Source organism: Aeromonas sp. Prich7-2 (assembly GCF_017939255.1).
Taxonomy (GTDB): domain Bacteria; phylum Pseudomonadota; class Gammaproteobacteria; order Enterobacterales; family Aeromonadaceae; genus Aeromonas; species Aeromonas caviae.
The window spans coordinates 1-22,543 of sequence record NZ_JAGKRI010000015.1 but is presented as its reverse complement, the minus strand read 5'-3'; the positions used below and the strand labels follow the sequence as shown (position 1 = coordinate 22,543).

At 60.5% G+C, this 22,543-nt stretch carries 19 protein-coding genes, 1 rRNA gene and 1 pseudogene; 8 read left to right on the top strand and 13 right to left on the bottom strand.

Annotated features, from left to right (window positions below; genetic code table 11):
* Positions 1-131: ribosomal RNA gene (locus tag J9892_RS04125) — 16S ribosomal RNA — on the bottom strand; the annotation flags it as partial.
* A 152-nt stretch (positions 132-283) separates the two neighbouring features.
* On the opposite strand from J9892_RS04125, the gene J9892_RS04120 reads away from it, so the two are divergent.
* From J9892_RS04120 to rluA, 3 genes are all read left to right on the top strand, one after another.
* Entirely contained in the window at positions 284-583 is a 300-nt protein-coding gene (locus J9892_RS04120) for a hypothetical protein (RefSeq protein WP_171864909.1), read from the top strand.
* Between the two features lie 121 nt (positions 584-704).
* Complete coding sequence (gene rapA / locus J9892_RS04115; protein WP_161470501.1) at positions 705-3,572, top strand: RNA polymerase-associated protein RapA; 2,868 nt, start codon at positions 705-707, stop codon at positions 3,570-3,572.
* 119 nt (positions 3,573-3,691) lie between these two features.
* The gene (gene rluA, locus J9892_RS04110; RefSeq protein WP_069784683.1) at positions 3,692-4,348 is read left to right on the top strand and encodes a bifunctional tRNA pseudouridine(32) synthase/23S rRNA pseudouridine(746) synthase RluA; all 657 of its coding nucleotides are present in this window, start codon (positions 3,692-3,694) and stop codon (positions 4,346-4,348) included.
* A gap of 64 nt (positions 4,349-4,412) precedes the next feature.
* Here the strand turns inward: rluA and J9892_RS04105 are convergent, their stop codons facing one another.
* From J9892_RS04105 to J9892_RS04085, 5 genes are all read right to left on the bottom strand, one after another.
* Positions 4,413-4,601: a hypothetical protein gene (locus J9892_RS04105; RefSeq protein ID WP_010673139.1), complete on the bottom strand. Its 189-nt coding sequence runs from the start codon at positions 4,599-4,601 to the stop codon at positions 4,413-4,415.
* 58 nt (positions 4,602-4,659) lie between these two features.
* The gene (locus tag J9892_RS04100; RefSeq protein WP_039040011.1) at positions 4,660-6,591 is read right to left on the bottom strand and encodes a GGDEF domain-containing phosphodiesterase; all 1,932 of its coding nucleotides are present in this window, start codon (positions 6,589-6,591) and stop codon (positions 4,660-4,662) included.
* Positions 6,592-6,616: 25 nt separating this feature from the next.
* The gene (locus J9892_RS04095; RefSeq protein WP_210538003.1) at positions 6,617-7,114 is read right to left on the bottom strand and encodes a molybdopterin-binding oxidoreductase; all 498 of its coding nucleotides are present in this window, start codon (positions 7,112-7,114) and stop codon (positions 6,617-6,619) included.
* A gap of 94 nt (positions 7,115-7,208) precedes the next feature.
* Positions 7,209-8,843, bottom strand: coding sequence for a chaperonin GroEL (gene groL, locus J9892_RS04090; protein ID WP_042864436.1), 1,635 nt, complete (start codon positions 8,841-8,843; stop codon positions 7,209-7,211).
* Positions 8,844-8,886: 43 nt separating this feature from the next.
* Positions 8,887-9,180 carry a co-chaperone GroES gene (locus J9892_RS04085; protein WP_005309514.1) on the bottom strand — a complete coding sequence of 98 codons (294 nt, stop codon included), beginning with the start codon at positions 9,178-9,180 and terminating at the stop codon, positions 8,887-8,889.
* A gap of 242 nt (positions 9,181-9,422) precedes the next feature.
* Here J9892_RS04085 and J9892_RS04080 point away from each other — a divergent pair, with 242 nt between their 5' ends.
* Positions 9,423-10,757, top strand: coding sequence for an MATE family efflux transporter (locus J9892_RS04080; RefSeq protein ID WP_234823631.1), 1,335 nt, complete (start codon positions 9,423-9,425; stop codon positions 10,755-10,757).
* A gap of 22 nt (positions 10,758-10,779) precedes the next feature.
* Here J9892_RS04080 and J9892_RS04075 read toward each other — a convergent pair whose 3' ends face one another.
* Positions 10,780-11,259, bottom strand: coding sequence for an FxsA family protein (locus J9892_RS04075; RefSeq protein WP_045523285.1), 480 nt, complete (start codon positions 11,257-11,259; stop codon positions 10,780-10,782).
* Between the two features lie 449 nt (positions 11,260-11,708).
* Here J9892_RS04075 and aspA point away from each other — a divergent pair, with 449 nt between their 5' ends.
* Together aspA and J9892_RS04065 are read left to right on the top strand one after the other, a co-directional pair.
* Entirely contained in the window at positions 11,709-13,151 is a 1,443-nt protein-coding gene (gene aspA / locus J9892_RS04070; RefSeq protein WP_010673133.1) for an aspartate ammonia-lyase, read from the top strand.
* Positions 13,152-13,281: 130 nt separating this feature from the next.
* On the top strand, positions 13,282-14,601 hold the full coding sequence (locus J9892_RS04065; protein WP_041210978.1) for an anaerobic C4-dicarboxylate transporter: 1,320 nt from the start codon (positions 13,282-13,284) through the stop codon (positions 14,599-14,601).
* 118 nt (positions 14,602-14,719) lie between these two features.
* Here the strand turns inward: J9892_RS04065 and gshA are convergent, their stop codons facing one another.
* Genes gshA through J9892_RS04045 form a run of 4 tightly spaced genes read right to left on the bottom strand, consistent with a single transcriptional unit; the run spans position 14,720 to position 20,624 of the window.
* Complete coding sequence (gene gshA, locus J9892_RS04060; protein ID WP_113978522.1) at positions 14,720-16,318, bottom strand: glutamate--cysteine ligase; 1,599 nt, start codon at positions 16,316-16,318, stop codon at positions 14,720-14,722.
* A 58-nt stretch (positions 16,319-16,376) separates the two neighbouring features.
* Positions 16,377-19,190, bottom strand: a complete 2,814-nt coding sequence (locus tag J9892_RS04055; protein ID WP_210538002.1) for a pitrilysin family protein — start codon at positions 19,188-19,190, stop codon at positions 16,377-16,379.
* Positions 19,191-19,215: 25 nt separating this feature from the next.
* A complete protein-coding gene (locus tag J9892_RS04050; protein WP_029313803.1) occupies positions 19,216-19,653 on the bottom strand; it encodes a VTT domain-containing protein in 438 nt (145 codons plus the stop codon).
* Positions 19,650-20,624 (bottom strand): NADP-dependent oxidoreductase, encoded by a 975-nt coding sequence (locus J9892_RS04045; protein ID WP_191967193.1) that lies wholly within the window; start codon positions 20,622-20,624, stop codon positions 19,650-19,652. Before J9892_RS04045 ends, J9892_RS04050 begins: the two co-directional genes overlap by 4 nt.
* Positions 20,625-20,680: 56 nt before the next feature.
* On the opposite strand from J9892_RS04045, the gene J9892_RS04040 reads away from it, so the two are divergent.
* Complete coding sequence (locus J9892_RS04040) at positions 20,681-20,848, top strand: hypothetical protein (protein WP_005308905.1); 168 nt, start codon at positions 20,681-20,683, stop codon at positions 20,846-20,848.
* Positions 20,849-20,877: 29 nt separating this feature from the next.
* Positions 20,878-21,279, top strand: coding sequence for a fosfomycin resistance glutathione transferase (gene fos / locus J9892_RS04035; RefSeq protein ID WP_210538001.1), 402 nt, complete (start codon positions 20,878-20,880; stop codon positions 21,277-21,279).
* A 7-nt stretch (positions 21,280-21,286) separates the two neighbouring features.
* Here the strand turns inward: fos and J9892_RS04030 are convergent, their stop codons facing one another.
* Entirely contained in the window at positions 21,287-22,282 is a 996-nt protein-coding gene (locus J9892_RS04030) for a Preprotein translocase subunit SecY (protein WP_210538000.1), read from the bottom strand.
* Positions 22,283-22,421: 139 nt separating this feature from the next.
* Positions 22,422-22,543, bottom strand: a pseudogene (locus tag J9892_RS04025) (ISAs1 family transposase); the annotation flags it as partial.

Below are 22,543 nucleotides of genomic sequence, written 5' to 3'. Positions count from 1 at the left end.
TCCCAGGCATTACTCACCCGTCCGCCGCTCGCCGGCAAAAGTAGCAAGCTACTTTCCCGCTGCCGCTCGACTTGCATGTGTTAGGCCTGCCGCCAGCGTTCAATCTGAGCCATGATCAAACTCTTCAATTTAAGTTTGGTTGCCTGTTAAGGCGGCTCAATGAATTGCTGAATTAACTGCTGCAACTTAAAAGTTGCTTTGGTCACTTCATCAGACATTGAAAATCAAAAATTGTTTTTGATGCTCGATGCTGTGAGTGCCCACACAGATTGCTTGATTCAAATTGTTAAAGAGCGACGCAGCTTTTGGCTGCTGCGGGAGTGGCATTCTACTCAACCGCCTTCTCGAGTCAAGCCTTATTTTCAAAGGCTTTTCGAGGCTACCGACCGGCTTGTTTGCGTTGCCGCTTGCCGTGTCGATGGAGGCGCATTATAGGGAGCGAATTCGTTCTGGCAAGGAGATAATTGCAAAAAGATGGCTTTCATCGTTCAACCGCTTACAAAGCGACCACGACGATGAATTAATGCACGAAAAGGGTCTGCAGATTGGTATTCCGGATGCTGTATTGAGGCCGGCAGGTTGACAGATCAAGCTTGTATCAGTTTGGCTTTCCCTTGCAGCACAACCATGATGATCGGCTTTCCGCCTTCGGGTAACATAGCGCCCCTTTGCGATTCTCACACTCTTGGGCTTTGGAGAGTTTAATGCCTTTTGCACTTGGCCAGCGTTGGATTAGTGATACAGAGACGGATCTGGGTTTGGGGACTGTCGTTGCTGTTGAAGGACGCATGGTTACCCTGTTGTTTCCGGCTACCGGTGAAAACCGTATGTATGCCAAAGAAGAGGCACCGGTCACCCGGGTCAGCTTCAATGTGGGCGATCAGATAGCCAGCCACGAAGACTGGACCATGACGGTCGATGAAGTGCAGGAGAAAGATGGCCTGCTTATATATGTAGGTGTTCGCACCGACAATGGTGAGCCGATTGCCCTCAAGGAAGTGTTTCTCAACAACTTCATCAAGTTCAACAAGCCGCAGGATCGCCTGTTCGCCGGCCAGATTGACCGGATGTCCCGCTTTACCCTGCGCTACGAAGCGCTGGTCAACCAGCACCAGCGTCGCCGCAACCCGACTCGCGGCCTGGCTGGCGGGAAAGTCAGTCTGATCCCGCACCAGCTCTACATCGCCCATGAAGTGGGTCACCGCTACGCCCCGCGCGTATTGCTGGCAGACGAGGTGGGTCTGGGCAAGACCATCGAAGCAGGCATGATCATTCACCAGCAGTTGCTCTCCGGCCGCGCCCATCGGGTGCTGATCCTGCTGCCCGAAACGCTCCAGCACCAGTGGCTGGTCGAGATGCTGCGCCGTTTCAACCTGCACTTCTCCCTGTTTGACGAGGAGCGCTGCATCGAGGCGTTCGCCGATGCGGAGAACCCCTTCGAGACCGAACAGCTGGTGATCTGTAGCCTCGACTTCCTGCGCAAGAAGCGTCGTCGCTTCGAACAGGTACTGGAAGCCGAGTGGGATCTGCTGGTTGTCGATGAAGCGCACCATCTGGAGTGGAGCGAAGAGGCGCCGAGCCGTGCCTATGAAATGGTGGAAGCGCTGGCCGAACAGGTGCCGGGCGTGCTGCTGCTGACCGCAACCCCGGATCAGCTGGGCCACCAGAGCCACTTTGCCCGTCTGCGCCTGCTCGACCCCGAGCGTTTCTACGACTACGACGCCTTCCTCGCCGAGGAGCAGGCCTATGGTCAGGTTGCCAGCGCCGCGCAAGAGCTGCTGGATGGCGAGACCCTGAGCGATGAAGCCAGGCAGATCCTCGCCAGCCAGCTGGATGGGCTGGATCTCACTGATGCGGCCGCCCGTCAGCAGGCAGTTGCCAAGCTGCTGGATCAGCATGGCACCGGCCGGGTGCTGTTCCGTAACAGCCGCGCCAATATTCAGGGCTTCCCGGAGCGCCACCTCAACGTCTACCCCATGCCGCTGCCGGAGCAGTACAAGACCGCCATCAAGGTGATGGGCATGATGGGTGGCAATGGCGGCGATCTGCAGACCCGTGCCCTGCGCTACCTCTATCCCGAGAAGATCTTCCAGCAGTTCGAAGGCGACAACGCTACCTGGACCCAGTTCGACCCGCGCGTCGAATGGTTGCTGGAACTGCTGCTCTCCGCCCGTCAGCAGAAGGTGCTGGTGATCTGCTCCGAAGCAGCCACCGCCATCGCCCTGGAAGAGGCGCTGCGCACACGTGAAGGGATCCGTGGCGCCGTGTTCCACGAAGGGATGTCGATCCTCGAGCGGGACAAGGCCTCCGCCTATTTCGCTCAAGCTGAGGGGGGCGCTCAGGTGCTGCTCTGCTCCGAGATCGGCTCAGAAGGTCGCAACTTCCAGTTTGCCAGCCATCTCGTGCTGTTCGATCTGCCACTCAACCCGGATCTGCTGGAACAGCGTATCGGCCGACTGGATCGTATCGGTCAGCAGAATACCGTCGAGATCCACGTTCCCTATCTGGAAGGGACTGCCCAGTGCGCCCTGCTGCTCTGGTATCACGATGGTCTGGATGCATTCGAGCAGACCTGCCCGACGGCCCGCCCGGTGTTCGAAGCGGTACGTGAGGAGCTGTTCGAGCTGCTGGCCGCCAACACCGGCGAGCAGGGCCCCCTCGACGCCCTGCTGGTCAAGACCCGCGAACTGCACGAGCCGCTCAAGGCCCGGCTGGAACAGGGTCGCGATCGCCTGCTGGAAATCCACTCCAGCGGTGGCGAGGCCGCCCAGCAGCTGGTCGAGAAGCTCGCCGCCGAAGATGACGACACCGGCATGATCTCCTTCGCCCTCAAGATGTTCGACGAGATCGGCGTCAACCAGGATGATCGTGGTGAAAATGCGCTGGTGCTGACTCCCGGGGATCACATGCTGGTGCCGAGCTTCCCGGGCCTGCCGCAAGACGGCATGACCATCACCTTCGATCGCAACACCGCCCTGTCGCGGGATGACATGGCGCTGCTCTCCTGGGATCACCCCATGATGCGCGGCGGTATCGACCTGATCCTGGGTTCCGAGATCGGTGCCACCTCGGTGGCACTGCTCAAGAACAAGGCTCTGCCGGTCGGCTCCATCCTGCTTGAGCTGATCTTCGTTGCCGAGTCTGCGGCCCATCCCCAGCTCTACCGTTTCATGCCGCCGACGCCGATCCGTCTGCTGATGGACAAGAACGGCCAGAATCTGGGAGAGAAGGTGGCGTTTGATGCCTTCAACCGCCAGCTGACACCGGTCAACCGCCACCTTGGCAGCAAGCTGGTTACCGCATCCCAGCCGGTGATCCACGGCCTGATTGGCAAGGGCGAGGTCATTGCCAACGAACTGAAAGCCGGGATTGTAGACAAGGCCCGTGCCCAGATGGCGCAGACCCTGCAGCAGGATCTGGACAGGCTGGAGGCACTCAAGGCGGTCAACCCGAATGTGCGCGACAGCGAACTGGATTATCTGCGCAATTTGCAGGCAGAATTGCACCACCTGATCGACCAGACCCAACTCAAGCTGGATGCCATCCGCTTTATTGTGGTTACCCATAACTGACAAGGTAGCGACCGACAGCGGCCAGACCCAGCTCAAACTGGATACACAAGGCCGCTTTGTCGTGGTTACCCATAACTGATGGGGGCTTGCCCCCGCTTTGACCCAAGATGCGAGACGCTATGTTTGTATACTCCCCGCCCCTGGAACCCTGGCTCGATATCCTGTTCAAGGACAAGGACATCATGGTGGTCAACAAGCCCACTGGCCTGCTGAGCGTCCCCGGGCGCGGCCCCGAGAATGAAGACAGCGTGCTCCATCGGGTCAAGCAGCAGCACCCAAAGGCGGCGGCTGCCCATCGCCTCGACATGGCGACCACCGGCGTGCTGGTGATCCCGCTCAACCCCAACTCCCACCGGGAGCTGAGCCGGCAATTCCGCGAGCGGGAGACCGAGAAGCACTACCTCGCCTGGGTGTGGGGTGAACCGGCGCTGGATGCAGGTGAAGTGGATCTGCCGCTCTGCGTCGACTGGCCCAACCGGCCGAAGCAGAAGGTGGATTTTGAGGAGGGGCGTCATGCCCTCACCCTGTGGCAAAAGCTGAAGGTGGAGAACGGCAACAGCCTGATCAAGCTGACCCCGATTACCGGTCGCTCCCATCAACTGCGGGTACACATGCTGGAGCTGGGTCACCCCATCCTCGGCGACAACCTCTACGCCAACCCGGATGCGCTGGCGGCTGCACCGCACCTTTATCTTCATGCGGCCAGCCTGACCATCAGCCACCCCAGAAGCGGCGAGCGGATGACCTTCGAGGCACCGGCCCCTTTCCCGGTCTGAGCCTGGCAGATAACAGCCCAATAAAAAGAAAGCCCCCATCGAGAGATGGGGGCTTTTTTATCGCTCAGACGCGGATATCGATCTTGCTTCCGAGGGAAGCACTGGCCGATGTCGGCGCAGCCGGAGCGGATTGCGCTGCTGTTTCCAGCAGTTTCAGTGCGGATTCGCCTTCCTGGGTCTGCTGCTTTTTGGCCAGGCTGGCCACCATCAGTGCAGAACCGAACGACGCATTTGCAGAACTAGAAATATCCATTGTGTACCTCCTGCCAAGAGACTATCGGCCGGGCCCGGTGAGACATGAGCCATATCGTTCAACGCAGATATGCCTTGTCCGGCGAGCGCCGGGCCAACCAGCGCTCTTCCATCTCCAGCAATGTCTGATAGGCCTTTTCAGCATGCTCCGGGCGACTGAACAGATATCCCTGCCCATACAGATGTATGTCGGTCAATGAACGCAGCACATCGAGCTGCCCCTGAGTCTCGATCCCTTCACATACCAGTTTCTTGCCAAGCATGGAGCCCATACGGCAGATGTTGGCGACCAGTTCGGCCGCCTCGATCGAGGTGTCGATACCCTGGATGAAGGACCTGTCTATCTTCACCTTGCTCACCGGCAGCTTCTGCAGATAGCTGAGGGAGGAGTAGCCGGTGCCGAAGTCGTCAAGGGCCAGATGTACCCCTTGCTGGCTGAGATCCTGCATCAACTGCAGCGAGTTCTTGACCTCGCGCATGGTGGTGTCTTCCGTCACCTCCAGCACCAGGCTGGATGCGGGAATATGGTGCTCCATCAGCGCTCTGGCCACCAGCTTCAAGAGGTTGCGCTGGTACATGCCCGGGGAGATGTTCACGCACATCTGCAAGTCCACCAAACCCAGGTGCTGCCACTGATGAAGTTGCTCACATGCGGTATTCAATACCCAGCCACCCAGTTTCTCGGCCAGCTGGAACTCTTCCGCCACCTGGATCACCTCGTTGGGGGGAATAAAGCCAAGCTCGGGATGGCGCCAGCGCAGCAGCGCCTCCACGGCTTCACAGCGGCCACTTTCCAGATTGACGATGGGCTGGTAATAGAGCTCGAGCGCATTGTGCTCCAGCGCCATCACCATGTCGGACGCAAGATGCTTGCGCCTGGCCGTCTCGTTGAGCAGGGAACTGTCATAGATGACATAGGGAACATGGGTCTTGCGGCTGTGAGAGAGGGCCTGCTCCGCCCGGCTGAGCAACTCCTGGGTCTGGTTGCTGTCGGTCGGGAAGAAGGCGATACCAATACCGACCTCAAGCCGGAAAGGGTAGTTGTCGATGATGATGTCTTGCTTGATGGAGTGGAGCACTCTGGCCACGAGCTCCCTGACCTGACGAAGATCGCTCCCCTCCCGTTGCAGCATGGCAAGCTGATCTCCCCCCAAACGCGCCACCCACTCCCCGTTTTCGCACAGGGCGCGCAGCCGCTTTGCCACCTCCTGCAGCAGGAGGTCCCCTGTGTTATAGCCAAACTTGCTGTTGATATCGCGAAAGTCGTTGATGTCGACCAGCACCAGTCCGAAGGAGGTGTCACGGGTGACGTAGGCATCCATCTTTTCCAGCAACGCCAGCCGGTTGGCGAGCCCGGTGAGGGGATCGATCCTAGCGGTCCTGAAATGGCGCCTGGCTTCTCGCACCAGCAGCCCGCTGAGCAGAATGACGGACACCACCAGCCCCGACACCATGAACAGCAGGGCATTGCGCAACTGGCCAAAACGCGCGTCGTTGCCCGTATAGACGTTGATGTTGTTCTGCATGACGGAAGCAAGAGAGTAAGAGAGGGGTTCCTGCAAGGGCGCCAGTGTCATCATGACTTGTTGGTAATCCGGCGTCCCCGGTTTGAGTTTGACCAAATCAGGCTCCAGCTTGCGGATACTGCTTTCAGTCAGTTTCACCAGCCGCAGCGTCTTCGGATTGTCCGCGAGGCTTTTTCTCAATTGGCCGCTCAGGAGAATGGGGGTACGACTCCAGAGAATGTCATAGCGAAGCAGCAGGGCTTCCTGGTCTATGCCGCCATAGTGGTAAATCTCGACGGCATTGAGAAAGCGGCCCAACTCGAGCTGCAACTGCATCAATGCCCATGAGACGTCATAGGTGTACTTCTCCATCACCCGGGTCGCATTTTGTATCTGCACCAGGCAATAGAGGGTGCTACCCGTGAACAACAGAATGGATAGATAAAGAACGCCGAGTAAGGGCCAGGCCCTGGTCTTCGCTTTCACCCAGTACTCCCGTAAACCACCGTTTTTACTGCTGAATGTCGATCGCACTCAGTTGCCAGATCATCATGTCGGTGAACTCGGAACGCCTGAGTTCGGGATGCTGATCCAGTGGCAGGATAAACCAGAGCGGCCCCTTGTCACGTACCCGCATGGTCATCCCGTCATCCTGCCAGGCCAGGATAGGATCGTATTGCTTGACCTTATCCCAGTTGATCCGGATCTGGAAACTGTTCAGGGCGGTGAGCGTGATGCTCTTGCCGTTGGCCTTCACCTCCGTCAGCACGTCCGCCAGTTTCGGCCCTACGTATTTGTGCGGTTTGTCCACCCAGGGATTGCTCGTCACCACCTCATGCTGCGGCAGCGCCTGGATCATGGCCATATCGAACAGCACCTCTCCATCTGCCGGGTCGGCAGGGTCCAGATTACCCGTCACCTTGAGAATGACCGGCCCCTGCGGTGTCGCCTGCGCCATGCCCGGCAAGGCCAGGGAAAGGAGTAACGGGAGAAACCCTAAGTATCGCATGTTCACCTCAGATCATTTCACTATCAACAACTTCAGCTTAGTAGCACTAAAAAAAACGGCCCGCAAAAGCGAGCCGTTTGATGACTTGACGGGATTACATCATACCCATACCGCCCATGCCACCCATATCAGGCATGGCAGGTGCATCTTTCTTCGGCAGCTCGGAGATCATGCACTCTGTGGTGATCATCAGGCCAGCGACGGACGAGGCGAACTGCAGGGCAGAACGGGTTACCTTGGTCGGATCCAGGATACCCATGGCCAGCATGTCGCCGTACTGTTCGGTGTAGGCGTTGTAACCGTAGTTGCCTTCACCGTTCTTCACGGCATTGGCGATGACGGAGGCTTCTTCGCCGGCGTTGATGACGATTTGACGCAGCGGGGCTTCCATGGCGCGCAGGGCAACCTTGATACCGACGTTCTGGTCTTCGTTGTCACCACGCAGGGAGGCCAGCTTGGCAGCAACGCGCACCAGCGCTACACCACCACCGGCAACCACGCCTTCTTCCACGGCTGCGCGAGTAGCGTGCAGGGCATCGTCAACACGGGCTTTCTTCTCTTTCATTTCAACTTCAGTGGCAGCACCCACCTTGATCACGGCAACACCGCCGGCCAGCTTGGCCACGCGCTCTTGCAGCTTCTCACGGTCGTAATCGGAAGAGGTCTCTTCGATCTGCTGACGGATCTGGGCCACGCGGCTTTCGATCAGGGCAGCATCACCCACGCCATCGATGATGGTGGTGTTCTCTTTGGTGATGACGATGCGCTTGGCACGGCCCAGATCTTCCAGGGTCGCTTTTTCCAGCTCCATGCCCACTTCTTCGGAGATCACGGTACCACCGGTCAGGATGGCGATATCCTGCAGCATGGCCTTGCGGCGATCACCGAAGCCCGGCGCCTTGACGGCGGCCACTTTCACGATGCCACGCATGGTGTTGACCACCAGAGTCGCCAGAGCTTCGCCTTCCACGTCTTCGGCCACGATGATCAGCGGTTTGCCCGCCTTGGCCACACCTTCCAGCACCGGCAGCATTTCGCGGATGTTGGAGACTTTCTTGTCCACCAGCAGGATGAAGGGGTCATCCAGTTCGACGGAGCCGGTTTCCGGCTTGTTCACGAAGTAAGGGGAGAGGTAGCCGCGGTCGAACTGCATGCCTTCTACCACCGCCAGCTCGTCTTCCAAGCCCTGACCGTCTTCCACGGTGATGACGCCGTCACGGCCGACCTTGTCCATGGCTTCGGCAATCAGCTTGCCGACCTTCTCGTCGGAGTTGGCGGAGATGGTGCCTACCTGGGCGATGGCATTGTTGTCGGCACAGGGAGTGGACAGTGCTTGCAGCTCGGCAACGGCAGCCACAACGGCCTTGTCGATACCACGCTTCAGATCCATGGGGTTCATGCCGGCGGCAACGGCCTTCAGGCCTTCGTTGACGATGGCTTGAGCCAGTACGGTGGCCGTGGTGGTACCGTCACCGGCGGCGTCATTGGCCTTGGAAGCGACTTCCTTGACCATCTGGGCCCCCATGTTCTGGAACTTGTCTTCCAGTTCGATTTCACGGGCAACGGAGACGCCATCCTTGGTGATGGTCGGGGCGCCGAAGGACTTGTCCAGCACCACGTTGCGGCCTTTCGGGCCCAGGGTCACCTTGACGGCATCGGCCAGGATGTTGACGCCTTCCAGCATTTTGATGCGAGCTTCGTTGCCAAACTTAACTTCTTTAGCTGCCATGTTCTTCAATCCTTAAATCAATTCGGGAAAAGAGGGAGGGTGATTACTCTTCGACAATCGCCAGGATGTCGGTCTCGGACAGGATCAGTACGTCCTGGCCATCCAGCTTTTCGGTCTTCACGCCGTAGCCTTCGTTGAAGATCACCTTGTCACCCACCTTGACGGCCAGTGCTTTGACATCCCCATTGTCCAGAATTCGACCAGTCCCCACGGCAAGAACTTCACCACGGGTGGACTTCTGGGCCGCAGTGCCAGTCAAGACGATGCCGCCAGCGGATTTGGCTTCAGCTTCGATGCGCTTGATGATGACGCGGTCGTGCAGTGGACGAATTTTCATCGATAACTCTCCCAAAATGAGTCTCTGTGTTGCTTGAGGAATGGCCGCAATCGGCCAAATTTGTCATGCCCCTGATCTGGGGCAACAGGGCTAGCCCTTCAAGGGCAAATACAAAAAAAATATTTTCACGTACTATGAACACCTTCGATGGATCACCCATCCCCAATCAGGAAGGCGGATGGAGACGGCCAGCATTCAGGCCCAAAGCACCTAGAGACTCTGCCTTGAGCCGACCCAACCCCATGCTGACCGCCCCCATGACGCCCATGCTGCTGCGCATGACGGGCCCCATGATCCTGGGCATCATCGCCATCCTGGCCTTCAACCTGGTCGATACCTTCTTCATCGGCATGCTGGGTACCCAGGCGCTGGCCGCCATCAGCTTCACCTTCCCGGTCACCTTTGTCGTCACCTCCCTGACCATGGGGCTGGGCGCGGGCCTGTGCGCCCTGCTCGGTCATGCCCTGGGGCAGGGTCGCCACGACGAGGCAGCCCGCATCACCACAGACTGCCTGTTCCTCGCCGTCATCCTGGTGAGTCTGCTCGCCGGGCTGGGGGCAATGACCATTACTCCTCTGTTCACCCTGCTGGGGGCCAGCCCCGAGCTCATCTCCCTCATCCACGATTACATGCTCATCTGGTATCTGACCGTCCCCATGCTGGTCGTGCCCATGGTCGGCAATGCGGCTATCCGGACGACGGGGGATACCAAGACCCCCAGTCTGGTGATGGGGGTCGCCGGTCTGGTCAACGGCGTGCTGGATCCTCTGCTCATCTTCGGGCCGGGCCCCTTCCCCGAGTGGGGCATTCGGGGAGCCGCCATCGCCACTTCCCTCTCCTGGCTGATGGCCATGCTGGTCAGCCTCTATATATTGCGCCACCGCGAGGGCCTGCTGCGCTGGCGCCTCTCCCCGCGCCCGCAGTTGCTGGCCCACTGGCGCGCCCTGCTCCATGTGGCTGTGCCCGCATCGTTTACCAACATGCTCAACCCACTGGCCAACGCCGTGTTGATGATCATTTTCGCCGGGCTGGGAACCGAGGTGGTCGCCGCCTACGGCGCGGCATCCCGGGTCGAGGCCTTGCTGCTCATCGTGATGATGGCGCTCTCCTCCGTGCTGGCCCCCTTCATCTCGCAGAACTGCGGCGCCGGGAATCCGGCCCGAGCCAAGGCCGCCCTGCTGCTCTGCATGCGCTTCGCCCTGATATTCCAGCTTGGGGTCTACGCGCTGACCTGGCTTCTCGCCCCCTTCATCGCCGAGCTGTTCAGCGATCATCCGCAAGTGGTGATACTCATCGTGCTCTATCTGCATCTGGTCCCCATTGGCTACGGCTTTCAGGGCATGGTGATGCTGTTGGCATCGGCGCTCAACGGCGTCAGGGCATCGGCGGTGTCACTGCTGATAAACGGTATCAGACTGTTTGTCTTCTTGCTGCCAGGGGCCTGGCTGGGGGCAAAACTGGGGGGAGAACAGGGGATCTATCTGGGGATGCTGCTGGCGAACCTGGCCGCCGGATTGCTGGCATGGGGGTATGCCCGCCACAGATTCGAGCGGCTGTGCCATGAGGGGAGATCCTGACGGCACAGCCCGAGGCTCGCGATTACTCTTTGCGTTCGAACTCCCCTTCGATGGTGTTGCCACCCGCTCGCGGGGATTGTCCGGGCCTGTCATCGCCGGGACCCGGCTCGAACGGCTGCTGGCGAGCCTGGAAGCCCCCCATCTGCATCCTGAACTGATTGCTGCCAATCAGCTTGTCGGCCAGCATGTTGCGCAGCCAGGGCTGCAGCAGCAGGATGCCGACAATATCGCTCACAAATCCCGGGATAATCAGCAGCAAGCCCGCCAGCGCCAGCATCATGCCACCCATCACCTCGCGGCCAGGCATCTCCCCCAACTGCATCTTCTGCTGGGCAGTGAGCAGGGTCTTGATCCCCTCGCTGCGCACCAGCGACGATCCCAGCACGGCGGTCAGTACCAGCAAGCCAACGGTTGGCAAGGCCCCGATCACGGAGCCCACCTTGATCATGACGGTGAGCTCCAGCAATACCAGCCCGACCAACAACAGTAACAACTTGCCCATAGCAACCTCGGAGCGATGAATGAATGGACCCGGGGTGTCCGGTCGGCAGCCGCACATCGCTGATGCTGACGCGCCGGGTTCAGGTCTTCTGACATTAAAATGGGGCTGGTTGATCATTTTTCAAGCCTCTCCTGCCGCAGGCCCCGGAATACGGATAAATATTTGTCCGCCCAACTGGGATTGAGGTGGTTGTTCTGTCAAAGTTAATCGCCCGATTGCAATATCTGTTTAATGACCACAAGAAATTTGAGGTTGCCTCAAATTTAGTGATCCAGGTCTAATACCGGATACCTCAATTGGGGTAACATCAACACCAGTCATTGCACAGGGAGCAACTGGCTCCCAACTGCCCCACCCGATGTGTGGTGCTTCAGGATGAAATGTGCGTAGGGAAATCGCGACCACTCGGTGAGGATCGTTTCCATTTATTTGATTTCTGAGGCATAACAATGAGCGACATCAAGAACGTCCGCATTGAAGAAGACCTGCTGGGCACCAAAGAAGTTTCCAACGACCTCTACTACGGCGTGCACACCCTGCGCGCTGTTGAGAACTTCAAGATCAGCACTCAGAAGATTTCTGACGTTCCCGAGTTTGTTCGTGGCATGGTCCTGACCAAGAAGGCGGCTGCACTGGCCAACGGTGAGCTGGGCACCATCCGTCCCGAGATCGCAGACAAGATTGTCGAAGCCTGCGACCTGATGCTGAACACCGGCAAGTGCTTCGATCAGTTCCCGGTCGATGTCTATCAGGGCGGCGCCGGTACCTCCGTCAACATGAACACCAACGAAGTGCTGGCCAATATCGCCCTCGAGCTGATGGGACTTGAAAAGGGCCGCTACGACGTCATCAACCCCAACGATCACGTCAACAAGTGCCAGTCCACCAACGATGCCTACCCCACCGGTTTCCGCGTGGCCGTGGTCAACAGCACCGACACCACCCTGCACGCTCTGGAAGCCCTCATCGCCGCCTTCGATGTCAAAGCCAAGGAATTCAAACATATCCTGAAAATGGGCCGTACCCAGTTGCAGGACGCCGTGCCCATGACCCTGGGTCAGGAGTTCCACGCCTTCGCCGTCACCCTGCGTGAAGAGATCAAATCCATCAAGCGTTGCCAGGAGCTGCTGCTGGAAGTGAACCTGGGCGCCACCGCCATCGGTACCGGTCTGAACACTCCGCCCGAGTACTCCGGTCTTGCCATCAAGCGTCTGGCCGAGATCACCGGTCGTGCCTACGTGCCGGCAGAGGACCTCATCGAAGCGACCTCCGACTGCGGCGCCTATGTGATGCTGCACGGTGCGGTCAAGCGCCTGGCCATGAAGCTCTCCAAGATCTGTAATGACCTGCGTCTGCTCTCCTCCGGCCCGCGCACCGCGCTCAAAGAGATCAACCTGCCGGAAATGCAGGCTGGCTCCTCCATCATGCCGGCCAAGGTCAACCCGGTCATTCCGGAAGTGGTCAACCAGTCCTGCTTCAAGGTATTCGGCAACGACGTCACCATCACCTTCGCCGCCGAGGCCGGTCAGCTGCAGCTGAACGTCATGGAGCCGGTGATTGGTCAGGCCATGTTCGAATCCCTGAGCCTGATGGAAAAAGCCTGCATCTCCCTGCGCGAGAAGTGCGTGGAAGGCATCACCGCCAACCCGGACATCTGCATGAACCACGTGCTGAACTCCATCGGCATCGTGACCTACCTGAACCCCTTCATCGGTCACCATGAAGGCGATATCGTCGGCAAGATCTGTGCCCAGACCGGCAAGAACGTCCGCGAAGTCGTGCTGGAACGCGGCCTGCTGACCGCCGAACAGCTGGACGAGATCCTCTCCATCGAGAACCTGATGAACCCGCAATACAAAGCCAAGCGTTACACCCGCGAAGCCACCGTATAAGCGAGCAGATGGGCCGGGGTTATCCCGGCCCATTTAAAGTCAATTCCCGAGCGGTCTCTCCACAGCCCCATCGGGAATTGGCTTTTCAGCCTAATAAAACCTAAAAAAACTGGAAAATGGAGTGTTCGCTATGATTGGAATCGAGTTACTTGTCGTGCTCGCCGCTATCTATCTGGGGGCCCGGATAGGCAGCATCGGTATCGGCTTTGCCGGTGGTCTTGGGGTACTGGTACTGACCTGGGGGCTGGGCATGCCCATCCCGAGCGATCAGCTGGTGACCTATCTCCCGTGGGACGTGATCATGATCATCGCGTCCGTCATCTGCGCCATTGCCTGTATGCAGCTGGCTGGCGGGATGGATTATCTGGTGCACCTGGCCGAAAAAGCCCTGCGCAAGAATCCCAAGCACATCACCTTCGCCGCGCCGGTCGTCACCTACCTGATGACCATGCTGGCCGGTACCGGTCACACCGCCTTCTCCACCCTGCCGGTGATCGCCGAAGTGGCCAAGGAGCAGGGCATTCGCCCCTCCCGTCCGCTCTCCATCGCGGTCGTTGCCTCCCAGATTGCCATCACCGCCTCCCCCATCTCGGCGGCCGTGGTCGCCTTCTCCGGCATGCTGGAGCCGCTTGGCGTCGACTACCTGACCCTGCTGGCCATCTGCATCCCGTCCAGCTTCATCGCCTGTCTGCTGGGGGCCTTCATCGCCAACCTGCTGGGCAAGCCACTGGATCAGGACGAAGTCTATCTGGAGCGCAAAGCCAAGGGACTCATCAAGCTGCGCGGTACCAGCCAGGTTGAGATCAAGCCTTATGCCAAGCTCTCCGTCGGCATCTTCGTCGCCTCCATCGTGGCCGTGATGGCCTATGCCACCGCCATCTCCGGCAACGTCGGCCTCATCAGCAGCCCGCCGATCCCCCGCGATGGCGCCATCATGGGCATCATGCTCTCCGCCGCTACCCTGATGGTCCTGTTCTGCAAACTGGACGCGGCCCAGATCACCAACATGCCGACCTTCAAGTCCGGTATGTCCGCCTGTATCTGCGTGCTGGGCGTAGCCTGGCTGGGCAACGTCTTCGTGAAGGGCAACATGGTCGAGATCCAGGCGTTCGCCGGCGATCTGCTGAGCCAATACAGCTGGCTGCTGGCCGTGGTGCTGTTCTTCTCCTCCATGCTGCTCTACTCGCAAGGTGCCACCACCAAGGCCCTGATGCCTGCCGCCCTGGCACTGGGTGTCAGCCCGCTGGCGGCCATCGCCTCCTTCGCCGCCGTGAGCGCCCTGTTCGTGCTGCCGACCTACCCGACCCTGCTGGCCGCGGTCGAGATGGACGACACCGGCTCCACCCGCATCGGCAAGGCCGTGTTCAACCACCCCTTCTTCATCCCGGGTGTGGCCACCATTGCCATGGCTGTGGCGCTCGGCTTCTTCTTCGGTGGTCTCATCCTCTGACCGGTGAACCACCCCATGCAAAACGGCCCGAACGGGCCGTTTTTTTATGCCAGGCCACCGCCGGGCTCCCATGAAAAAGCCGCTCCCGGGAGCGGCTTTCGTCATCTTGGCGGCATCCTCAGGCCGTGGTCTGGCGGGTACCGAAATAGTCAGCCAGGAAGTCGTCGAACGACAGACTGTCACTGCGTTCCCGCTCCCGCTGCTTGGCCAGGGAGTCCCGTGCCTCGCCGGCAAAGTAGGCCTCGTCCCAGTACTGCAGCTCGCCGGCCAGCATCTCTTCCCGGTAGCGGCTCGCCAGCGCATCGCCGAAGCAGCCGTTGTCCTGACCGCTTGAAAGCAACTGCTTGAGCAGGCGGGCGGAGTAGGTCTGCTCGGGGTCGAGCAGCTTCTCACGGTGCATCGCCAGCGTCTCGCGATAGCGGTTGCGACCACAGCAGCGATCCAGCAGCGCTGCGACCTCGGCCAGCTCGTCGAACAGCTTGAGGCCGTACTCCTTGAGGCCGATGGCATTGCCCTGCTCATCTTCAAGCGTCAGGCCGGGGCGACGCCCCTCCAGCACCACCTTGTTCTGGTTGCGGCGGTTGCGGGCAACCTCGTCATCCGAGAGCACGGGGGAAGGGCGCAACAGGCACCAGACCAGGAAGAGATCGAAGAAGCGGATCTGATCCACCTCGATACCGAACGGGGTGAAAGGATTGACGTCCACCGTGCGCAACTCGATGTATTCGATGCCGCGCTGCTCCAGCGCATCCGAGGGCTTCTCGCCGCTGCGGGGGGTACGCTTGGGGCGGATCGGCGCGTAGAGCTCGTTTTCCAGCTGCAGCACGTTGTCGTTGAGCTGGCGGTACTCGCCGTTCACCTTGACCCCTATCCTGGCGAAGTCGGGATCATGGGTGTTGATGGCCCGGCGCAGACTGCTCACATAGGCGGGCAGGCTGTCATGACTGATCTTGAGCCCCGCCTGGGCGCTGTTGGTGTAACCGAGATCGGACAGGCGCAGAGCCGTGGCATAGGGCAGGTAAAGGGTGCCCTTGCCGGTCTTCTGGAACGGCAGGCTGCTCTTGCGCCCCTTGAGGAAGGAGTCGCAGATGGCAGGAGACGCGCCGAACAGATAGGGCACCAGCCAGCCGAAGCGGTAGACGTTGCGAATAAGCCCCATGTACTTGTCGGAGATGAAGCGCTGGCTGCAGCAGCCCTCTCCCACCAGATCCTGCCACTCGCACCAGAAGCTGTCCGGCATGGAGAAGTTGAAGTGCACCCCGGCGATCACCTGCATCAGGCTGCCGTAGCGGTTCTTCAGCCCCTGGCGATAGAGGGTCTTCATCCGCCCGATGTTGGAACTGCCGTACTGGGCCAGGCGGATGCTCTCCTCGTCACCGACGAAGCAGGGCATGGAGAGGGGCCAGATCCGCTCCTCTCCCAGATGATGAATGGTGTGGCGGTGAATGTCGCCGAGCTGCTCGATCAGGCTCTCGATGGAGTCGGTGGCCGGCGTGATGAACTCCAGCAGGCTCTCGGAGTAATCGGTGGTGATGTTGGCATGGGTCAGGGCCGACCCCAGGCTTCTGGGGTGATCGGTCTGGGCCAGGGTCCCTTCGGGGGTGATGCGCAGACATTCGCGCTCGATCCCGCGCCGGATCCCCTTGAGGGCGGTCACCCGTTCCGGGGTGCCCAGCGCAGCCAGCAACTCGGTGAGCGACAAGCTAGTAGTAGTCATATTCACGGCTCATGTGTGGCCGCCCCACCCGGGGCGGCACTTATTGTTGCGACGCCCCTCAGGGCAGTTGCAGTGGATAGATGGGAAGATGAAGCTCGCTCAGGGGTTTTTCAAGCTTTTGCTTGTCTCCCACCACCACAATCACCATCTCGGCCGGATCCAGCCAGCGGGCTGCACTGGCCTTCAGCGTCTCGGGTGACACCGTTTTGATCAGGTTGTTCTGGGCCTGCACATAGTCCGGCTTCAGGTCGTACATGATCATCTGCAGCAGGAAGCCAGCCTTCTGTCCCAGGGTCTCGTAGGAGAGCGCATCCTGCTGGGAGACGGCGCTGCGCATGTAGGCCAGCTCCACCGGGGTCGGCCCGTTCTTGCGGTAGCCGTCCATCTCCTTGAGGAACTGACGGATGGCATCCACGGTCGCATCGGTGCGCACGTTGGCGCCGGTGGCGAACACGCCGGCCTCGCGGTTAGCCTGGAAGCCCGAGCTGGCACCATAGGTGTAGCCCTTGTCTTCCCGCAGGTTGAGGTTGATGCGGCTGTTGAAGTTGCCCCCCAGGTTGAAGTTCATCAGGTTCGCGACGAAGTAGTCCCCGGTGGTGTCAAACGGCATGGCACGGCGGCCGATGCGGATCACCGACTGGGGCGCTCCCGGCTTGTCCACCAGGTAGATGCCCGGTTTGGCCTGCTCCCCCTTGAGCTTGAGATCCCCCAGGGTCGGAGCCGGCCCCTGCCACTGGGTCAGGAAGGCGAGACCGGATTCCACCTGCTGGGCGGTCACATCACCTGTCACCACCACCTTGGCATTGGTCGGATTGTAATAGGCCTCATAGAAGCGCTTCACATCCGCCAGGGTCAGCCTCTCCACGTCCGCCAGCACCCCGTCAGAGGGTTGGCCGAGGCGGTTCTGCTTGCCATAGACCAGTTCGCGAAACGCCTGACCCGCCAGCCACTCGGGTTGCTGCTCGCTCTGTTTCATGCCTTGCAGCATCTGGGTCTTGAGCCGCTCGAAGTCCGCTTCCCGCAGGCCGGGTTGCAGCAGCACTTCCCGCACCAGCGCCAGGGTTTCGGGCAGCTTGTCCGCCAGACTGCTGATGGTGATGAGGTTGTTGTACTGGGCGCTGGAGACGCTGATGCTGGCGCCGAGTTTTTGCAGCTCGTCGCTCAGCTCGGCCTCGGAGAGGCGCGTCGTCCCCTGCTCCAGCATGGCGGCGGTGAGGCTGGCCAGCCCCAGCTCTCCCTTGCCTTCGGCCCGGATGCCACCCGGCAGGGCGATCATGATGGAGACGGCCGGGATCTCGTCGCTGTGGGTGCCGATGATCTCGATCCCCTTGTCGAGCTTGCCACGCCAGATGGCGGGCACCTTGACGCTCACCGCATCGGCCGCCTTGGGCTGCACGCTGCGATCGAAGTCATCTTTCACCGGCCGCTCGGCCAGCACCTTGTCATGCTTGCTGTAATCCGGCAGCTCCCGTTTGGCGGGAGTGAAGTTCGGGGTCGCGGCCTGCCAGTCGCTCTTGCCCTTGGGCACCACGCTCAGCACCACGGCAGGCTTGTTCTGGATGAACTTGTCGTAGGCAGCCTTGACGTCAGACCCCTTGACCCGGGCGATGGCATCCAGATTCTTGAACACATAGTCGGGATCCCGGGCCAGCACCTGCCCCATGGCAAGCTGGCTGACCTTGCCCTCGATGCTGTCGAGTCCCCAGATGGCGGACGCGCGATAGCTGCTGATGGCCTTCTCCAGATCCGCGGGCTTGATGCCGCGCTGGGCGAACTCGCCGATCACCTTGTCCACCTCGCCCTTGAGGGTCTTGAGGCTGCCATCCGCCGCCGGATTGGGGTAGGCATAGACCGTCAGGGTACAGGCAAGCTCTTCGCAGGAGTGGGAGGCACCCGCCTCGATGGCCTTGCCGGTTTTCACTAAGGACTGGTAGAGCATGGAGCTGGCAGAGCCCCCCAGCACATCGGCAAAGATGTCCAGCGCCGGCTCCTGCGGGTCACCCAGGGAGACGGTCGGGTAGCTGATATACAGGAGCGGTAGATGCACCTTGTCTTCCAGCGTCACGTAGCGGGTTGCCGGCAGGGTGGCCGGCTGAGGCGTCGGTTCGGCCACATCCGGACCGCGCGGGATGGAACCGAAGTACTGCTCAATCCAGGCCAGCGCCTGCTTGGTATCAAAGTCGCCGCCCAGGGTCAGAGTGGCGTTGTTGGGACCGTACCAGCGCAGGAAGAACTGCTTGAGGTCGTTGACGTCGACCCGGTCGAGATCCTCCACATAACCGATGGGTTGCCAGGAGTAGGGGTGGGTGCGCGGATAGAGTGCCTCCCCCACCTTCTCGCCCACCAGGCCATAAGGCTGGTTGTCGATGCGCTGGGCCCGTTCGTTCTTGACGGTGGCGCGCTGGATCTCGAACTTCTTCTGGCTCACCGCATCGAGCAGGAAACCCATGCGGTCCGCCTCCAGCCAGAGCACCTTCTCCAGCTGATTGGCCGGCACGGTTTCGTAGTAGTTGGTGCGGTCCTTGTTGGTGGTGCCATTCATGTCACCGCCCGCCTCGTTGATGATCCGCATGTGTTCCTGATCACCAACGTGCTTGGAGCCCTGGAACATCATGTGCTCGAAGAAGTGGGCAAAGCCCGACTTGCCCACGGTTTCCCGGGAGGAGCCGACATGATAGGTGACATCCAGATGCACCAGGGGATCGGAGTGGTCGGGGGCCAGGATCACGGTCAAACCGTTGTCCAGCTTGTACATCTGGTAGGGAATGCCGAGCTTGCCCTCCTGCTTGACCTGCTCGGACACCAGGGTCGGGGCCGCCAGCACGGGAAGGGAGAAGCCCAGCAGCATGCTTAATGGAATGAGTTTGTTCACGGGTACCTCGTGAGTGACAAAAGGGCTAGAAGATCTGACTGGCCAGCAGAAACACCAAGGCATAACGAAGCAATTTGCCGAGCCCGATCAAGATGAGGGAGCGCCAGAAGGAGAGGCGCAGCCAACCAGCCAGCAGACAGAGACCATCGCCGACCACAGGCGTCCAGGCAAGCAGTAGACACCAGTGGCCATGACGTTTGAGCCAACCAAGGGCTTTTTGTTCCCCACGGCCTTGAAAATCTTCCGGTTTTTTCTTGTGGGTGGCGAGCCAGCCGAGCCACCAGGTGGTCATGGAACCCAGGGTATTGCCCAGCGTCGCCCAGAAAAGCAGGCTGGTCATGCTCCACTCCCCCTTGACCGCCATGGCGCCCAGCAGCACTTCCGAGCTGCCGGGCAACAGGGTGGCGGAGGTGAAGGCGCTCAGAAACAACCCTCCCAGCCCCATCCCGGTGAAGTCTATCATCCGGGCTGGCCGTCTGCGGCGGACATGCGCAGCAACAGCTTGCCGCGCACATGGCCCTGCTCGATGGCCTGATGGGCCAGCGCCCCTTCTGCCAGCGTGTATTCACCGGAGACGGTGATCTTCACCTCCCCCTGGCGAAGCAGCGTCAGCATCTGGGTCAGCTGCGTTCGATCGGGATGGACCAGCATGCCGACAACCTCGACGCCGAGCTCGGCCCCCGCGTCCTTGATCTGCTGGGCCGTGATGGTGGGGACCGTCACCAGACGGCCGCCCGGCTTGACGCAGGCCAGCGCCGCCTTGCCGCTCTCGCCCCCCACCAGATCCAGCACCAGATCGAACGGACCATCGGTGATCGCTTCGGTGCACCACCCGGCCTGGTGGTAATCCACCATCCGGCTCGCCCCGAGACTATGAAGGAAGCTGTGATTGTCGCCGCTTGCCGTGGCAACCACGTGGGCACCATAGGCGGCGGCAAACTGCACCGCCAGGTGGCCGACGCCACCGGCACCGGCCAGGATCAGTACCCGTTGCCCCGACTGCAGGCCACCGTGCTCCAGCAGCCCCTGCCAGGCGGTGAGGCCCGCCAGCGGTAGGGCCGCTCCCTGCCTGAGGCTCACCCCATCGAGCTTGACCAGCTCCTCCTCGCGGGCCACCACGGATTCGGCATATGCACCGGCGGCGAGGGGGAAACCCACCATGCCGCACACCTGATCCCCCTCGGCCAGGGAGGTCACGCCGGGCCCCACCTTTTCCACCACACCGGAGACGTCATAACCCGGCGTCCAGGGCAGGTTGTCCTTGTTCTGGGCGGCCGCCCAGCCGAGACCGGCCCGGGTCTTGGCATCGATGGGGTTGACCCCCGCAAAGCAGATGCGCACCCGGACCTCTCCCTCCGCGGGCACCTTGTCCAGGGAAGGGTTGAGCCTGAGTACCGAGGGGTCGCCGAATGCGGTAATCTGTAGCTGCGTCATTGCACAATCCATCCTGTTGATTGATCAAGGGTCAACAGAATAACAGCGAGGACACCATGGCTCGAATGTTTCTTATTCCTCTGTTGCTGGCCCTGGGGTGGTGGGCGTTTCTGCTCTACTTCCGCATTCCGCTCAAACAGGGGGCCAAGGGCTTTTACTGGATCATCGGCATCGGCGGCGGGCTTGCCGCCTTCCTCAGCCTGATGATGGTGCTCACTCACTAGGGTTCGGGGACAAGGGGGAAGAAGAGAAGATGCTGCATGGACTGAACCATCTCACGCTGGCAACCGGCGATCTCGACAGCAGCGTTGCCTTTTATGTCAACTTGCTGGGATGTCGCCCCAGGGTGAGATGGGCACGGGGAGCCTATCTCACCCTCGGCGATCTCTGGCTCTGTCTCTCCTGCGATCCTCCCCAACCGGCCAGAGATTACAGCCATGTCGCGTTTGGCATCTCGCCTGAACAGTTTCCAGCCTTCTGCGCCCGTCTGCGCGCGGCGGGCGTCGTGGAGTGGAAGAAGAACAGCAGCGAAGGGGATTCACTCTATCTGCTGGATCCCGACGGGCACCGACTGGAAATCCATGCAGGCAACCTGGATAGCCGCCTCGCCTCTCTCAGACAGCAACCCTATGAGGGTCTTATCTGGTTCGACTGAGCCGGATTCACCCCTGCTCGGCACGAAGATGGTAGTGACGATTGCTGCCCTGCCCCAGCACGCCCTGCGCCAGCAGATGCTGGAACACCCGGTCCACCTCCTCCAGAGACAGTGACAATGCCTCTGCCACCTTGCGTTTGCTGCATTTGAGCTCGCCGCTCTCCATCGCGCCGCGCACCTGGGCGACCACGGCTGGCTCGGGCATGGGTCTGCTGATGGCTGGCGGCTCCGGGGTCGGCACTGCGACCCGGGCCTCGGCTTGCGCCTTCTCCCGTTGCCACATCCATTGACGGCGGAAGCGGTTCTCCTCACCGATCAGGCTGACGAAAAAGGCACCAAACGCATCGAGCAGGATAGACAGGAAGCAGACCAGCAGGAACTGCACCTGGCCGATGCTCATGCCCACCCCGTCCGCCAGACTGCTCATCAGCCCCAGCATGGAGGACTGCTCCCCCAGCGGCTTGGCGTCCCGCTCCTGGCGCAGCTCGTCCTGACGCAGCCTGAGCTTGGTGTTGGCCTGCTGCAGACCGCTGACGCCGCTCGAGATACGCGCCATCTCGATGTATTTGCGGGCCGCCTCTTCGTTGAGCTGGATCTGCCGCTCTATGCTGGCTATCTGCTCGTCGAAACGGGCTATCTCGCGCTCGTGACGCGCCTGCTGGCTCAGGATGGTGTTGGTGGCGCTGTTGATGCCGCCGATACTGCCCCCTATGGAGATGGCGGCCAGCACGCTGTAGAACAGCAGCGACCAGAAGGCGCCGCCCAGATCCCGCCTCGCCTTGCACTCGCCGTACTCGTACCAGACGTAGAACTTGCCCAGCTCGAAGATGATGGCCAGCCCGCCGAACAGCCACTTCATCAGGGGGTTTTCGTCGATGGAGAGAAACAGCAGCAGGGAGAAGACGATGGAAGCCAGAATGGCCAGCCCGGTAAAACTGTAGACAGTCGTGAGGGCGAACCATCCCTTGGGGTAGCGCAATGCGGCGCAAGCCTGTGTAGTCATGATGAAGCGGGAAACGTCTGCAGGAAAAGTTGGCTGCCGATTATAGTCGCCACTCCCCCGGAGAGAAGGGCAAATCCCCGAATTCCCGCCCATGGACGGTCAGCTGCCCAGAGTGCAGGGTGAGAGCGTGAACATTTTGTTAAATTTCACCCAGTTTTTTGAGACCCGCATTGAGTACCGTTTCCAGATATTCACTGCTCATTCCTGCGATTTTTTGCTTCCGTCTTACGCTCGCCTTGCGTGAAGTCTCGGCCCTGAGCA

Bases quoted from the DNA above. Each gene is read 5' to 3' on its own strand.
- rapA (WP_161470501.1), top strand. From the start codon at position 705: ATGCCTTTTGCACTTGGCCAGCGTTGGATTAGTGATACAGAGACGGAT.
- rluA (WP_069784683.1), top strand. From the start codon at position 3,692: ATGTTTGTATACTCCCCGCCCCTGGAACCCTGGCTCGATATCCTGTTC.
- J9892_RS04105 (WP_010673139.1), bottom strand. From the start codon at position 4,601: ATGGATATTTCTAGTTCTGCAAATGCGTCGTTCGGTTCTGCACTGATG.
- J9892_RS04095 (WP_210538003.1), bottom strand. From the start codon at position 7,114: ATGCGATACTTAGGGTTTCTCCCGTTACTCCTTTCCCTGGCCTTGCCG.
- groL (WP_042864436.1), bottom strand. From the start codon at position 8,843: ATGGCAGCTAAAGAAGTTAAGTTTGGCAACGAAGCTCGCATCAAAATG.
- J9892_RS04085 (WP_005309514.1), bottom strand. From the start codon at position 9,180: ATGAAAATTCGTCCACTGCACGACCGCGTCATCATCAAGCGCATCGAA.
- J9892_RS04080 (WP_234823631.1), top strand. From the start codon at position 9,423: ATGCTGACCGCCCCCATGACGCCCATGCTGCTGCGCATGACGGGCCCC.
- J9892_RS04075 (WP_045523285.1), bottom strand. From the start codon at position 11,259: ATGGGCAAGTTGTTACTGTTGTTGGTCGGGCTGGTATTGCTGGAGCTC.
- aspA (WP_010673133.1), top strand. From the start codon at position 11,709: ATGAGCGACATCAAGAACGTCCGCATTGAAGAAGACCTGCTGGGCACC.
- J9892_RS04065 (WP_041210978.1), top strand. From the start codon at position 13,282: ATGATTGGAATCGAGTTACTTGTCGTGCTCGCCGCTATCTATCTGGGG.
- gshA (WP_113978522.1), bottom strand. From the start codon at position 16,318: ATGACTACTACTAGCTTGTCGCTCACCGAGTTGCTGGCTGCGCTGGGC.
- J9892_RS04050 (WP_029313803.1), bottom strand. From the start codon at position 19,653: ATGATAGACTTCACCGGGATGGGGCTGGGAGGGTTGTTTCTGAGCGCC.
- J9892_RS04045 (WP_191967193.1), bottom strand. From the start codon at position 20,624: ATGACGCAGCTACAGATTACCGCATTCGGCGACCCCTCGGTACTCAGG.
- J9892_RS04040 (WP_005308905.1), top strand. From the start codon at position 20,681: ATGGCTCGAATGTTTCTTATTCCTCTGTTGCTGGCCCTGGGGTGGTGG.
- fos (WP_210538001.1), top strand. From the start codon at position 20,878: ATGCTGCATGGACTGAACCATCTCACGCTGGCAACCGGCGATCTCGAC.
- J9892_RS04030 (WP_210538000.1), bottom strand. From the start codon at position 22,282: ATGACTACACAGGCTTGCGCCGCATTGCGCTACCCCAAGGGATGGTTC.